Origin of the sequence: Halobacterium jilantaiense (assembly GCF_900110535.1) — an archaeon.
GTDB classification, from domain to species: Archaea; Halobacteriota; Halobacteria; order Halobacteriales; family Halobacteriaceae; genus Halobacterium; species Halobacterium jilantaiense.
Window position 1 is genome coordinate 567,106 of the sequence record NZ_FOJA01000001.1, and the last position, 13,370, is coordinate 580,475.

At 67.7% G+C, this 13,370-nt stretch carries 12 protein-coding genes and 1 tRNA gene; 6 read left to right on the forward strand and 7 right to left on the reverse strand.

The genetic code is table 11. From position 1 onward, the window contains the following. Positions 1-23: 23 nt before the first annotated feature. Positions 24-2,438 carry a methyl-accepting chemotaxis protein gene (locus BMW35_RS02960; protein WP_089667913.1) on the forward strand — a complete coding sequence of 805 codons (2,415 nt, stop codon included), beginning with the start codon at positions 24-26 and terminating at the stop codon, positions 2,436-2,438. A gap of 17 nt (positions 2,439-2,455) precedes the next feature. Here the strand turns inward: BMW35_RS02960 and BMW35_RS02965 are convergent, their stop codons facing one another. Next, positions 2,456-3,745 carry an MFS transporter gene (locus BMW35_RS02965; RefSeq protein ID WP_089667914.1) on the reverse strand — a complete coding sequence of 430 codons (1,290 nt, stop codon included), beginning with the start codon at positions 3,743-3,745 and terminating at the stop codon, positions 2,456-2,458. A 111-nt stretch (positions 3,746-3,856) separates the two neighbouring features. On the opposite strand from BMW35_RS02965, the gene BMW35_RS02970 reads away from it, so the two are divergent. Together BMW35_RS02970 and BMW35_RS02975 are read left to right on the forward strand one after the other, a co-directional pair. Then, positions 3,857-4,981 (forward strand): aminopeptidase, encoded by a 1,125-nt coding sequence (locus tag BMW35_RS02970; protein ID WP_089667915.1) that lies wholly within the window; start codon positions 3,857-3,859, stop codon positions 4,979-4,981. 55 nt (positions 4,982-5,036) lie between these two features. After that, the gene (locus tag BMW35_RS02975; protein WP_089667916.1) at positions 5,037-5,444 is read left to right on the forward strand and encodes a hypothetical protein; all 408 of its coding nucleotides are present in this window, start codon (positions 5,037-5,039) and stop codon (positions 5,442-5,444) included. A gap of 12 nt (positions 5,445-5,456) precedes the next feature. Here the strand turns inward: BMW35_RS02975 and BMW35_RS02980 are convergent, their stop codons facing one another. Further along, positions 5,457-6,269, reverse strand: a complete 813-nt coding sequence (locus BMW35_RS02980) for an HD domain-containing protein (RefSeq protein WP_089667917.1) — start codon at positions 6,267-6,269, stop codon at positions 5,457-5,459. Between the two features lie 464 nt (positions 6,270-6,733). After that, the gene (locus BMW35_RS15245) at positions 6,734-7,051 is read right to left on the reverse strand and encodes a hypothetical protein (RefSeq protein ID WP_143052135.1); all 318 of its coding nucleotides are present in this window, start codon (positions 7,049-7,051) and stop codon (positions 6,734-6,736) included. Between the two features lie 481 nt (positions 7,052-7,532). On the opposite strand from BMW35_RS15245, the gene BMW35_RS02985 reads away from it, so the two are divergent. Beyond that, positions 7,533-7,814 carry a twin-arginine translocase TatA/TatE family subunit gene (locus tag BMW35_RS02985; RefSeq protein WP_089667918.1) on the forward strand — a complete coding sequence of 94 codons (282 nt, stop codon included), beginning with the start codon at positions 7,533-7,535 and terminating at the stop codon, positions 7,812-7,814. A gap of 66 nt (positions 7,815-7,880) precedes the next feature. Further along, positions 7,881-7,953: transfer RNA gene (locus BMW35_RS02990), tRNA-Arg, on the forward strand. Between the two features lie 293 nt (positions 7,954-8,246). Here BMW35_RS02990 and BMW35_RS02995 read toward each other — a convergent pair. Beyond that, positions 8,247-10,043 (reverse strand): DUF7289 family protein, encoded by a 1,797-nt coding sequence (locus tag BMW35_RS02995; protein WP_089667919.1) that lies wholly within the window; start codon positions 10,041-10,043, stop codon positions 8,247-8,249. A 223-nt stretch (positions 10,044-10,266) separates the two neighbouring features. Between BMW35_RS02995 and BMW35_RS03000 the strand changes: the two genes are divergently transcribed. Further along, positions 10,267-11,616 (forward strand): DUF7289 family protein, encoded by a 1,350-nt coding sequence (locus BMW35_RS03000; RefSeq protein WP_089667920.1) that lies wholly within the window; start codon positions 10,267-10,269, stop codon positions 11,614-11,616. Here BMW35_RS03000 and BMW35_RS03005 read toward each other — a convergent pair. Genes BMW35_RS03005 through BMW35_RS03015 form a run of 3 tightly spaced genes read right to left on the reverse strand, consistent with a single transcriptional unit; the run spans position 11,613 to position 13,370 of the window. Further along, positions 11,613-12,362: a DUF7289 family protein gene (locus BMW35_RS03005; RefSeq protein ID WP_089667921.1), complete on the reverse strand. Its 750-nt coding sequence runs from the start codon at positions 12,360-12,362 to the stop codon at positions 11,613-11,615. The genes BMW35_RS03000 and BMW35_RS03005 overlap by 4 nt on opposite strands. Next, positions 12,355-12,801 carry a DUF7266 family protein gene (locus BMW35_RS03010; RefSeq protein WP_218138584.1) on the reverse strand — a complete coding sequence of 149 codons (447 nt, stop codon included), beginning with the start codon at positions 12,799-12,801 and terminating at the stop codon, positions 12,355-12,357. The genes BMW35_RS03005 and BMW35_RS03010 overlap by 8 nt, the downstream gene beginning before the upstream one ends. After that, positions 12,789-13,370, reverse strand: coding sequence for a DUF7288 family protein (locus BMW35_RS03015; RefSeq protein ID WP_089667922.1), 582 nt, complete (start codon positions 13,368-13,370; stop codon positions 12,789-12,791). The genes BMW35_RS03010 and BMW35_RS03015 overlap by 13 nt, the downstream gene beginning before the upstream one ends.

The window sequence follows — 13,370 nt, forward strand, 5'->3', positions numbered from 1 at the left end:
TCGAAGTACTGCAGCCACTGGCAATGTCAGTTCGGTCGTCGCTGGGTGCAGTGGGACGCCGCCTCCTGCCGGGGTTCGTGCGGCGGAGCTATCTCGCGAAGTTCGGTGCGGCGCTCCTCGTGGTGGTGGTCTGTATCGGCGCGGTCGGCGCTGTGACGTACACTGACACGTCGAGCCAGCTCCGGGCGTCGTCCGAAGCGGAGTTCACGACGGCGGCCGAGTTGAGCGCGTCGTCGGTGAGCGAGTGGCGCGACGAACGCAGGAACAACGCGCGGATGCTGGCACAGTACGGCGTCCTCGAGAACGGCCAGAACGCCGAAATCCGGGAGTTCCTGGAGGGCGAACTGGACGCCCTGCCGGCCGACGTCGGGAACATCCACTACGTGGACTTCGCGAATCAGGAGGTGGTCGCGAGCACGGCTGAGGGTCTTCAGGGCGAGCGGCTGAACAGGGACGACACGCCGTGGAGCGAGCAGGGCGTGACCTACGGACCCAACGGCGTCTTCGTCTCCGACCCGTACGTGAACGACGGCGGGACACGGGTGGCGTACGTGGCGCGAATCGACGCCGACCTCGGGCGGCGCGCGGCGGTGGTGATGACGACGAGTCTGGCCGAGGTGACCGGGAGCTTCCGGAAGCCGACCGGGGACAGCTTCACGCAGCTCGTCGGCGGTTCGGGTTCGGTGGTCGCCGACGACAGCGAGGCCGCGACGATGCAGCCCTACGTCGACAACGGGAGTTCGGCCGTCGAAGGCGCGACCGAGGCCGGCTTCGTGAGCGCAGGGTCGGTGACGAAGACGCTGGCGTCCGACCACGTGGTGGCGTATGCGCCGGTGGAGGGCACGCCGTGGGTGGTCGCGCTGCACGTGCCGACAAACGAGGCGTACGCGCTCCAGTCGACGGTCAGCGAGAATCTGCTGTTGATGCTCGGGGTGGCGCTGGCCGGCCTCGGGTTCATCGGGCTGACGCTCGGCCGGGGGACGGTGACGGCGCTGAACGTTCTGGAGCGGAAGGCGGAGGCGCTGGAGCGCGGCGAGTACGACACCGACCTGAGCGTGCGTCGGGTTGACGAAATCGGCGGGCTGTTCGCGTCGTTCGCGAGTCTGCGGGACACCGTCCAGGAGCGCATCGGGGAGGCCGAAGCACAGCAGGAGGCCGCGGAGGCGGCGCGCGCGGAGGCCGAGACGGCGCAGGCCGAGGCCGAGGACGCCCGGGAGCGCGCCGAGGACGCGCGACAGGCGTCCGAACAGCAGGCCCGGGAACTGGAGGAGACGGCCAGCGAGTTCTCGGCGTCGATGGCGGCGTACGCCGCGGGCGACCTGACGGTGCGGCTCGACGAGACCGTCGACCAGACGGCGATGGCGGACGTGGCGGCGTCGTTCAACGAGATGGCGGCGGACATGGAGTCGACGGTCGCGGACGTCGTGGCGTTCGCCGACGAGGTGGCGGCCGCGAGCGACGAGGCGTCGGCGCACGCGGAGCGCGTCGAGCAGACGGGGCGCGAGGTCTCCGACGCCGTCGGCCGCATCAGCGAGCGCACGGACGAGCAGCGCGACGAACTAGAGGGCGTGGCGGGCGAGACCGACGAGATGTCCGCGACCATCGAGGAGGTCGCTGCGAGCGCCGACGAGGTCGCCGAGACGTCACAGAGCGCGGCCGCGCTGGGCGACGACGGGCGCGAGGCCGCCAGCGACGCCGTCGCCGAACTCCGGGACATCGAGACGGAGACCGAACGGACGGCCGCGGCGGTCCGCGAACTGGAGTCCCGGATGGCCGAAATCGAGGACATCGTGGACGTCATCACGGACATCGCGGAGCAGACGAACATGCTCGCACTGAACGCGAACATCGAGGCGGCCCGCGCCGACAAGGACGGCGAGGGCTTCGCCGTCGTCGCCGACGAGGTGAAAGACCTCGCCGACGAGACCAAGGAGTCCGCCGCCGAAATCGAGGCGCTCGTCACGGAAGTTCGCGAGCAGACCGACGAGAGCGTGGCGGCGATGGACGGCATTCAGGACCGCGTCGCCGACGGCGTCGAGACCGTGGAGGCGACGGAGGACGCCCTCTCGGACATTGTGGCGCGCATCGAGGAGGCCGACACCGGCGTCCAGGAGATTTCGCGGGCGATGGACGACCAGGCGTCGTCTGTGACAGACGTAGCGGCGGCCGTCGACGACGTGGTCGGCCTCGGCGAGGAAACCGCCGAGGAGGCCGACCAGGCGGCGGACGCCGCGGGCGAGCAGGCCGCGACACTCGGGGAGGTCACCGAACAGACTCGGACCCTCTCCGACCGCGCGGCGGCGCTCCGCGAGCAGGTCGCTCAGTTCGAAGTCGACGCCGCTGGGGCCGGTGACGAGTCACCGGACGACAGCCCGGAAGCGAGTGTCGACGCGGCGGTCGAAGAAGTCAGGACCGACGGCTTCGACTGGCGGGACTGACGCCGGCTCTGCTCCGGTCAGTCCCCGGGCTGGGGTCTGGCCTCGGGCATCGAGGTCCGAGCGCGGACGACCAGGAAGACGCCCGCGGACGCGGCGATGAACGCGGCGGCCGTGAGGAACGCCGTCGTTGGGCCGAAGACGTCCTTGATGAGTCCGACCGAGAGCGGGCCGGTGACCTGGCCGACCTTCCAGGAGATGGAGCGCAGGCTCATCGCCGACGCCGGCGAGTCGAGGCGTTCGCCCTCGGTGACGAACAGCGCCATGCTCGCGGGCAGCCGGATGGAGTCCGCGACGCCGAGCACGAGGTAGGCCGTGAACAGCGTGGCGACGGCGGGCGTGACGGTGTACGCGTAGCCGAGGCCGGCCACGGTCACCGCCTCGAAGGCGCGCTGGGCGTGGGGCGCGAGCGGCACCATCGCGATGCCAGCGCCGTAGAGCAGCGCGCCGACGAGCACGAAGTAGTGTTTCTTCCCGACGCGGTCGGTCAGGTCGCCCACGTACCCCTGGAGGACCGCCTTCGCGAGCTTACCGCCGCCGTGGATGGCACCGATGGCGAACGCGCCGACGCCGAACTGGGTGCGGGCGTAGATGGGGAGGAAGATGATGATGGACATCTTCCCGACGCTGAACGCGGTGCGGAACGCGACGAGCGCACGCACCATCGGCACGTCGAGCAGCCCGACCAGCGTCTCCAGCCCGGTGCGTTCCTCTTCGTCGGCCTGTCCGCCGGGGTTGTCCCGGAGCGCGACGAGGACGAGCACGGTCGCAGCGACAGTGACGAGCGCGAGGAACGCGTACGTGTGGGGGAAGCCGTACGCGTACAGGAGGTAGCCGCCGACGAGGTCGCCGAGGAACGACGACGTGGCACCGACCTGGTTGTAGACGCCGAGCCACCGCCCGCGAGCGCCAGTGGTGGCGATTTCGCCGACGACCGTCGACCCCGTAATCCAGAGGATGCTCGCGCCGAGGCCCTGGACGACGCGGACGAGCAACACCTCGACGGGGTTGGAGACGAACGCGAACGCGACGAACACGGCGACGTTGATGAGCAGGCCGGCGAGCAGCCAGCGCTTCGCGTTCCCGGTGTCGACAGCGCGGCCGAGCGGCAGGACGATGAACGCCTGCACGACGGCGAACCCCGTCACCCAGAGCCCCTCGACGACGCCCGTGGTGCCGAAGGCGTCGGCGTACAGCGCGAGCGCGATGAGAATCGTGGAGTACGCCTGTGCTCGCGCGAACGCCGTGCCTGCGAGGGCAGCGAACTCGGTGTTCCGGAGCAACGAGACCGGGTTGCCAGACTCGGCCACGGTTACGAACCGAAATACTGTGCGGGGGTGTTTGAATGGACCGAAGCGGTCCGCGGATTGCCGGATGACCGCTACCCACAGGCCTTAGTCCGCACGCCGTCGGGTGGTCGTATGGACGAACGGATTCGCCGTCACGCGGAGATTCTCGTCGAGGACTGCGTCGAAGCCGAACCGGGCGACATGGTCGAGGTCAACGCCCCTGCCGTGGCCGAGGACCTCGTCGTCGCGATCTACGAGAAGCTCGGCGAAATCGGTGCTCGGCCGTCGCTCTCGTGGCGGCACCCGCGTTCGAGTCGAGCCTACGACCGAGCGATGGACGAAGACGACTACACGCTGCTCGACCACCGGCTGGCGGCGCTGGAGGAGACCGACGCCTACATCGGCATCCGCGGCTCCGAGAACGTCGCGGAGACCAGCGACGTCCCACCGGAGAACCAGACGGCGGCGCGCCGCGCGAACACGGAAATCCAGGAGCAGCTCGCCGACACGCGCTGGGTCGGCACCCAGTACCCCGCGCCCGGGAACGCCCAGAAGGCCGAGATGAGCACCGCGGCCTACGAGGACTTCGTCTACCGGGCCGTCGACCGTGACTGGGACGAGCAGCGCGAGTTTCAGGCCCAGATGGTGGAGCTTCTCGACGGTGCCAGCGAGGTCCGCATCGTCTCGGGCGACGAGACGGACCTCACGATGTCCGTCGACGGCATGATTCCCGAGAACGACGCCGACGACGCGAACATGCCGGGCGGCGAGGTGTTCACGGCTCCCGTCCCGGACAGCGTCGAGGGCACCGTCCACTTCGACCTGCCGCGGATGTGGCGCGGCGAGGAGATTCTGGACGCCCGACTCACGTTCGAAGACGGGGAAGTCGTCGAGTACTCCGCGAGCCAGAACGAGGACGCCCTCGACGAGATTCTGGAGACCGACGAGGGCGCGCGCCGCCTCGGCGAACTCGGCATCGGGATGAACCGCGGCATCGACCAGTTCACGTACAACATGCTGTTCGACGAGAAGATGGGCGACACCGTCCACCTCGCGCTCGGCCGCGCCTACGAGGAGAACGTCGGCGAGGACCGCGAGCGCAACGACTCCAGCATCCACGTCGACATGATTACGGACATGAGCGAGGACTCGTACATCGAGGTCGACGGGGAAATTGTCCAGCGGAACGGGACGTTCACATTCGAGGACGGATTCGAAGCCGAGGACGACGGGACAGAGCCCGAAGCGACAGCGTAATCACACGCTGCGAGGTGACGCCGTATTTATACCGATCCGGCGAAGACGTGAGACCATGGCGACAGAGTCCGCCCAGCCCTCCCTCCGCGACATCGGCCACCGACGACTGATACTGCTGGCTGGCGCGCTCTGGGGTGCCGTACCAGCGCTCACGTTCGGCGTCGGCGCGCTCGGAGACGCGAATCCCGACCAAGCGATGCTCGCGGCCGGTGCCGCGATGACGGTGACGCTCGCCGCGCTGTTCGAACTGGACAGCCGGGCGCTCGCCGAACACGGCACGGGCGTCGAACTGGCGTGGTCGTACGCGCTACTCGCCCCCATCTCCGTCGTCGCGTTCCAATTCATCGGTCCAGCATTGCTCCTGATTCCCGGGCTCGGCGTGCTCGGTGTCCTCGTCGGGCCGCCCGCTGCGGCGCTCGTGTACGTCTGGCAGCGCGGTCGCGAGGCGTCCGTCCCCCGCTGACGGTCGCTCCGACTACAGCTCGATGCGTTCGACGAGCGCGTCGCCGTCGCCCGTGGAGTTCAGCGCGACGATGCGCACGTCGTCCTCGATGCCCGACCGGTGGAGCTTCTCCTTCAGGAGGTTGTCGACCTGATAGACGCCGGCGGCGTTCCGCATCTCGATTTCGACGAGTACCGGCGTCTCGTCGCCCTCCTGCAGAGAGACGCGCTGGATGGCCTGACTGGAGAGGGTGTTGATGCCGCGGCCGCCGCGCTCGTACGGCAGGCGGGAGCGCCCGTGCTCCATGTCGAGCCCGTCCGAGACGCGGATGACGCCCGCCTCGGTCGTCAGCGGGTCCTCCTCGGTGTGGTGACAGAGGATGGCGTGCAGCACCTCGCCTTTGACGCGGACGGCGTCGGCAGTATCGTAGAACTCGGGGAGGATGCGGTCGAGGATGTCCGCCGCCAGCGGAATCGAGTAGTAGGCGTGGTCGTCGCGGTGGACGACGTGCCCGATGTCGTGGAGGGTCGCCGCGAGCGCGACGATGACCGGCTCGTCGGCCTCGTCGAGACCCTGGTCGGTCGCGCCGTTGAACGGGACGCCGCCGCGCTTCAGGAGTTCGTACAGTCGCAGCGCGCGGTTCCGCACGATTTCGATGTGCTTCGCACCGTGGTCGTTGTACCCCTTCCTGTTCACCGGGTTGATGTTCTGCGCTTCCAGATAGGCCGTCACCTCCTCGTGGTTCAGCACGAACTCCAGAACCTCGTTCAGTCGCTCGTCGGGGTACGAGTGGTTCTCGCTCGGGTCGTACTCGACCGTGGAGTTCGACTTCGTGGTATCGCTCATACTCTCAGTCTTTTCACCGCCCTCGGGAAAAACTCCGCGGGCGTCGGCTCGGGATACCACACCGGTCGCCCGCGATTAACCAAGACCGGAAAACATCTGCGCCGTCTGCGCGGCCCAGTCTGTCGTTTGGACGTACCTTGCCGATAATGTCGGTTTCAGTGAGAGCACGCCCCGGACCGGCAAGTTCGTCATCGACGCCTACCTGAAAGAGGGCGTCACAACTGGAATACACGACCACTACCGCAGGTCCGTGTCTGTGAGGGCTGTATCAAAGGCAACATTTTGCGCGCTGGCGTCCGGAATTGCAGCCACGGTGGCGCAGTGCGACAACAGCATGCTGGTCAATAGTTTCGACAGATGGGTATCATACGATCAGAAGCGTGAACGCCACATCGCCGCTACTACAGAGCGCGGATGCATTCGGCAAAGAACTCTGGCTAGAGGAGAGCAGTGCGGAAGGCTGCTTAGCAGGTAGGCACGAAAGGCGGCTGGTCACAGGGCCCTTCTCCGGGATACGGAAAGCCGGGGTCTATCGACGGCCCGTGAATTCCAATCTCAGGTGTGGCGTATCCGGTCGGAATCGTGGGCAGGTCTATGCCCGGCGGGCGCGGGGCGGCTGAACCGCCACCGGAGGTGTGGTCGGCAACACCGAGGTCTGTGTCGAGCGCCTGAGTTGCTGAGGAGTCTGTAACTGAACTGCTCTGGGCGGCCATGGCACCGCCGGAAAGGGCTGTGATAGCCACGAGAGCGGCCACGGCAATCGTAGATGTTCTCTGGAACATCAACCCGTGGTATTTCACACCAAGGTATAAAGATTTTGTATGCGACAGTAACTACAATAATATCATATGAAGTCGTGTATGGCCCTATCCGTTCTTGTGCCACGGACACTACATCTCCAGAGGCCACAAATTGCCAATCAGAAAACCGAACCGTCTGCCCGGAACGCGCTCACGCAGACAGTCACAACGAGAACAGTCTACAAGCCGGCGTCAAGTGTAGCAGACCGGGCGAACGTGACAAAGAGCGCTCTGTCGTCAAGAGTAACCTAGCGGTAGCCGCCGACCGGCGAGTGAGGGTGAATTCGGGTAGTCATACTGGGCCACTCCAGAATTCAATGGAATTACCTGACAGCGACACACCCATTAAGCGAATTCGTCTAATTCGCAAGCATTCAGGCGTCTCCAGCGGAGAACCCAGGTCACTACGAACCTGAGGCGAGCATAAAGCCTATAATTGCGAGAGGGCTACCCCCAGATAGCGATGCTCACCAGTACCCCACTGTTCATCGGCGGGCTACCGGGCGGCATGGAGTGGGCCGTCATCCTGCTCATTGCCGTCCTCCTGTTCGGTGCCAACAAGATCCCGAAACTCGCCCGTTCCAGCGGCGAAGCAATCGGCGAATTCCAGAAGGGCCGCGAAGAAGTCGAACAGGAACTCCAGGAGATTCGAGATGGCGATGCGGCGGAGGACGCCACCGACGTCGACGCCACTGACGTCGACACCGACACCACCGCGGACCGCGACGACACCGCGGCCAACTAACGACCCCGTCTCTCGCCGCCCCCTAGCGTAACCGTTTTTCTCCGGCGCTCCCACCCCTCTCACGAGGGGCGTGTGGCCAAGCGGACACGGCGAGAGGTTCCTAACCTCTAGATCGCGGGTTCGAGTCCCGTCACGCCCGTGCAGCGAGGAGCGAGCGCAGCGAGCAACGAACGAACCGGCGTGGCGGACTCGAAGTACGCGAGACGAGCGGAGCGAGTCTCGCCTCTGGTTCGACTCCCGTCACGCCCGTTCACTCGCGCACCTGTTCACGGCCGTGACGTTGTCTCGTTCGCTACGCTCACGAGACTCCCGTCACGCCCGTGCAGTGAGGAGCGACCCCACGTGTGACGTTTCGGAAGTCTCGGCTCCACTCGATCCCTTACGCCCGCACGGCGACGAGGAGACGGAAGCGGTGGTTCCGGCCGGGCGCAGTCAGGATGCGGTGACGTTGAGGCTGACCGTCCGGACGTGGGCGAAGTCGATCGGAGCGCTGTGCTTGTTCAGGGGGACGCCGCCGTCCCCGCCGTAGTCGTCGACCGGGACGGGCCTGACCGAAGCGAGCGCGTGGTCGTAGTGGACCGGGACGCCGTCGCCGGCAAACTCGATGTCGCCGACGAGCGCGCCGTATATCGGGACGCTCGGGTCGATGTACGCGCCCGCGTCGTCGCCGCCCGGTCCGTAGATGACGCCGACGAACTCGCCGCCGCCTTCGAGGTACGCGCTGCTGTGTTTCGGAAGGTAGAGCCAGAGCCGGGTCGCGTCGTCGTCGGTGTTCGTGACGGTCGCACCACCCTGCTGGTCGTAGTCGCCAGTCGCGACCACGTTCACGCGGCCGTCCCCGACGACGCGCACTGTCGTACTGCCGCCGAGCGAGATGTCGCCGTCCACGACGAGCGTGATTTCGCCGCCGGACGGCTGGAACTCGATGTTGTCGTTGGTCAGCGACAGCGAGTCGAGGTAGTACGTGCCCGCCGTCAGCGTACACGTCTCGCCGACGCCGTCCGAACAGGCGAGCTGGTCGCCGGTGATGGCGGTCGTCTCGCTGTTGTCGTTGCCGCCGGCCGCGAGCGAGACCGTGTCGTCCACGTAGTCTTCGATGTGGCCAGGTGTCTGAGCGTCGACTGCGACCGGCTCCTGGGTCGCGTTCTCGACGTTGCCGCCGGGGTCAGTGAGGCTCCCCTGGTAGCGGAGCGGGCCGTCGAACGACGACCCCCAGTCGACGGTCGCGTCACCGCCGACCCAGCCGCCGTCCGGACCCGCCTCGACACTGCCGCCGCCGTCGACGACGAGGTCGCCGCTCACGTGCACCGACCCGTCGAGGGACCCGCCGCTGGTCACGGTGAGGTCGCCACCCGTCCGGAGGTCACCCTGGACGCTCGCGCCGCCGTTCACCACGACGCCACCGGCCGAAACGACGCGGCCGGCGCTCCCGGAGCCGCTGTACGGCGCGACAGTCGAGTCGTAGCTGTCCGCGGAGAACCCCTGGGTGAGTTCTAGGCTGCGACTGGGGACGCCCGCGACGATGCCAGCGGTCACGTTGTCGACGACGCGACCCCGACCGAAGGTAGCAGTGACGGTCTCGTTCCCGGGGTAGAACGGTGTCGCGGGCGTCTCCCGGGCGATGTACTCGCCCCACGCCCGGTAGTACTCGCTGTGAATCGTGACCGTGAGCGCGGTGTCCTCGACGGGGTTCGACCACGACTCGTTCACGCTCGCTCCCGAGCCGGGAGTCGTGTCGAGCGCGAGCCGGCCGTTCGTCGAGGCGTCGCCGGCGAGGTCGACCAGCCGCAGCGTCAGCGTCTCGTCCCAGTACGCCAGCGAGGGTTCGTGGATTCGCGTCATCCGTCCGTTGTCGGCCCGGAAGACCGCACCCGCCTGGTACACGACGTGGTCGGTCGCGCCGTCCCCGAAGACGACCGAGCCGAGGCTCTGGTTGACGACCTCGTGGCTGCCGTTTCTGGTGACTCGTATCCAACCGCTGTCGCTGTCTGTCCGCGCCTGAACGCCGCCGAGGTCGACGGTGGCAGTGCCGTCGCCACCGTCCGTCGCGTCGACGACCGCGTCGTGGAAACTGTCCGCGACTAGCTCCGACCGCTCTCGGGATACCTGCTGCTGGGCCTGGTCGAGTGACTGCCCACCCACCACGATAATCGTGGTCACCGCCAGCACCGTCATGCCGAGGAGGAGCACGACACCGAGCACCTCGGACACCCCCCGGTCGTCGGTCATGATACGCCCCTAGTTATCAGTGAATAAAAGTACTGCTGTCAGCGGGGGGATAGCCCTGTGCAGCGTCAGGACGGAGAACGAACCGCAGACAACGAAGCCCGCTGGCGGTTCGGCGCGTGGACCGTGGCGGCTCGCACTGATTCGGACTGGTCAGTCGGCGTTCCGTCGAGGTGGCGGCTCGTTGCCCATCAGGTTGATGCACCGTGGTCCGCTACGGACGAGCATGACGGGTCGGGGGCGGGGGCAGTCGGAGACCATCGGACTGGTGTTGCTGCTGGCCATCACCGTTCTGGGGGTCACGTCGGTGGTGGCGTTCGCAGCGCCCGCGCTGGACGGCGCAGAGGAGGCGACGAACGCGCAGCGCGTCGAGCAGTCGCTCAGCCAGCTGGACAGTCGGACGGCCGTGGTGGCGCTCGGTCGGACCGACAGCCAGTCGGTCTCGCTGTCGGAGTCCCGCAGCGGGGCGTACGCGGTGAAGCCCGACGCCGGCCGCATCTCGGTACTGCGTCTGGACGAGAACGGCAGCCAGGTCGGCACGGTTCTGAACACGACGATGGGCGAGGTGGTGTACGAGCGCGGCGACACCCGGGTGGCGTTCCAGGGCGGCGGCGTCTGGCGCACCTCGGGCCGCGGAGCCGAGATGCTGTCACCGCCCGAGTTCAACTATCAGGACGCGACGCTGACGCTGCCCGTGATTCGCGTCGGCGGCGAGTCGTCGACGTTCGCGGGCGCGCCGCTGGCTCGCGTGTCGGGGTCGCCGGTGACGTCGGTGTTCCCCGTGGCGAGTGACTCGAACCGGTCGAATCCGCTGTCCGGCGGCACCGTCGTCGTTCGGGTCGACAGCGACTACTACCGGGGCTGGGAGCAGTTCTTCCGGGAGCGTTCGACTGGCAACGTCACCGTGAACGAGACGGCTGGCCGGGTGGAACTCGAACTGATTGCGCGGGGGTCGGGCGGGACCTACACGCTCGAGGAGACGCCGATCGAACTCCGGGGGCTCGGGGACGACCAACCCATCGAGAACCTCCAGTTCTCACTGTACCCGAACAAGGCATCGTCGTTCAACGACCTGCACTGGGCGATGGTCGCGGACGACGGCGGCACCGACCGCTTCGAGGTGGAACTCGACGGCGGGAATCCGTGCAAGGGGGACAGTCCGACGGTGGCTGCGACCTACGAGAACGGCGGCACCGTCCACGAGTGGGTCAACGACACGGCGTGGACCGAGGGCCGGGACTCCGGGTCGTCGTTCACGTACGAGTGCAGCGGAAAGAACGACAAGACGCCCGAACTGCACTTCGACCTGACCGGCGCGACGAATCTCGCCTACCAGGACGGGTCGTCGCCGCTGACTAACGACTCCGTGGGGAACATCGTGAACACGTACCTCGCGGAGATGGGGCCGAACGTCGATCTCGAAGTGACGTCGAAGGGGAAAAACGACCCGCCGGGGAACTCCGCCAGCACGGACCTGGCCGCGTCGACTGTGGACGTCGACTACAACTCCTCGTCGGGCCGCGTGCTGACGTTCCTGCACGTCACCGAGAACTCCGTGAACGTCACGCTCACCTAGACCGAGACGCCGACGCCGATGGCCTGCACGTACACTTCGTCGCCGGGGAGCGGACAGGACACTCGCCCAGTGAAACCGTCGTCGGGGCCGTCGCAGTCGACGGCGAGTTCGGCTTCGAGGTAGCGCTCCCAGGCCGCTGCCCTCGGTGTCGTGACGTTCAGGCGCGTGTCCGGGTCGTCGAACGTCCGGACATCGCGACCGTTGACGACGGTTCGCACGAGGATGCGACGAGCGTTCGTCGCCGACGCGCCGTTGCTGCGCGCGCTCGTGACGACGAACGGAACGAACGTGCGGTCGCCGGCCGACACCCGGGGTTCGTTCGCGAGGTAGGCGTCGTCGCCGTGCTGTCGGAGGACAGCGCCGTTCACGTAGACGAGTTCGGCACCGCCGTCGGTCCGGTAGACCAGCGGCGTGACGTTCGCCGCGTAGTAGTTCGTGCCGCCCGCGGTGACGTTGAACGTCACCGGGTCGCCGAAGTCGAGTTCCGCCTCCGACAGCAGAATCTCCGTACTGCGTCGCGGCGCGCCCCGGACCGCGAGGTCCTCGACGTTGCCGTCCAGCACGTCGAGGGCCTGCTCGGCGTTCGTCACCTGCTGGCTGTCGCGGGCGTCTTCGAGCACCTGGAAGCCGCCGACGGAGACGACGGCGACGGCGGAGACGATGAGTCCGAACACGAGCACGAACCCGATGACGTCGCTGAGGCCGCGCGCGGTCTCGCCGCGACTGGCAGCCGGCGGGCTACGCATCGGTCACCACCAGCGTGTCGTTACCGGGGTCGTAGACGACCGCGAGGTCGCCGCCGTCCACGGTCGACGCCTGTACGGGGGTCGTCGTCTCGAACGGCACGACGACCTCGACGTCCGGCTGGTCGGCGCGGAGGACGATGTTGCCGTTCCCGTTCTCGTTCACGCTGGCCGTGTAGTAGCTGCCGGCGACGCGTGCCGGCACGTCGACCTCGACTCGCACCGCAGTCGGGTCGTTGGTGCGCGCGAGGCGGTCGGCGGCCGCGAGGTCCGCGGCGAGGCGTTCGCCGACGACGTCCAGTTCCGTGTCGGCGGCGCGGTCGCGCTGGTCCTCGACGAGCGTGCCCGCGGACAGCAGCAGGATGGTCACGAGCAGCGTCGCCACCCCGAGGTTGAGGACGTACCCGAGCGCGGTGGAGACGCCGCGGCTCACGTCCGCCACGCGACCACCTCCACCGTGTAGACGCCGTACACCGCTCCGGGCGTGTCGGGACCGAGGTACGAGGCGTTCTCGACGCTCGGCCCGACCGCCGTGCCGCGCTCGTTCACGACCTGCTGGTCGTCGTAGACCGTGACGGTCCGGGTCGAGCCGACGGAGTCCGCGCTCGGCGCGCCCGTGTAGACGACGCGGCGCTGTCGGCGGTCGCCGTCGTCCGTGACGTAGTAGACGTTGACGTTGTACGCGATTGCGCGGTCCCCGCCGAACGTCGCAGCGAGCGCCCGCCCGAACGTCGTGTTCGGCGGGTCGCCGACGTAGTAGCCGTCCTCGCTGGTGTTCGCGAACTCCCCGCCGGAGGCGTTCCAGTACCGGAGCGTCTCGGAGAGCGAGCCGTCGCCACGCGAGGTTTCGAGGACGCTCGCCGCGGCGCGCTCGTGCTGGGTCTCGATGTGCTGGCTGGCGGTGCTGGCGGTCAGCGGCGTCACAGCCGTCCCCTGGAGCGTGAACGCGACGGCCGCGACGACGATGAGGGCCGCGGCGACGCCTTCGAGAGTGTGGGCCTGTGCGCGCAC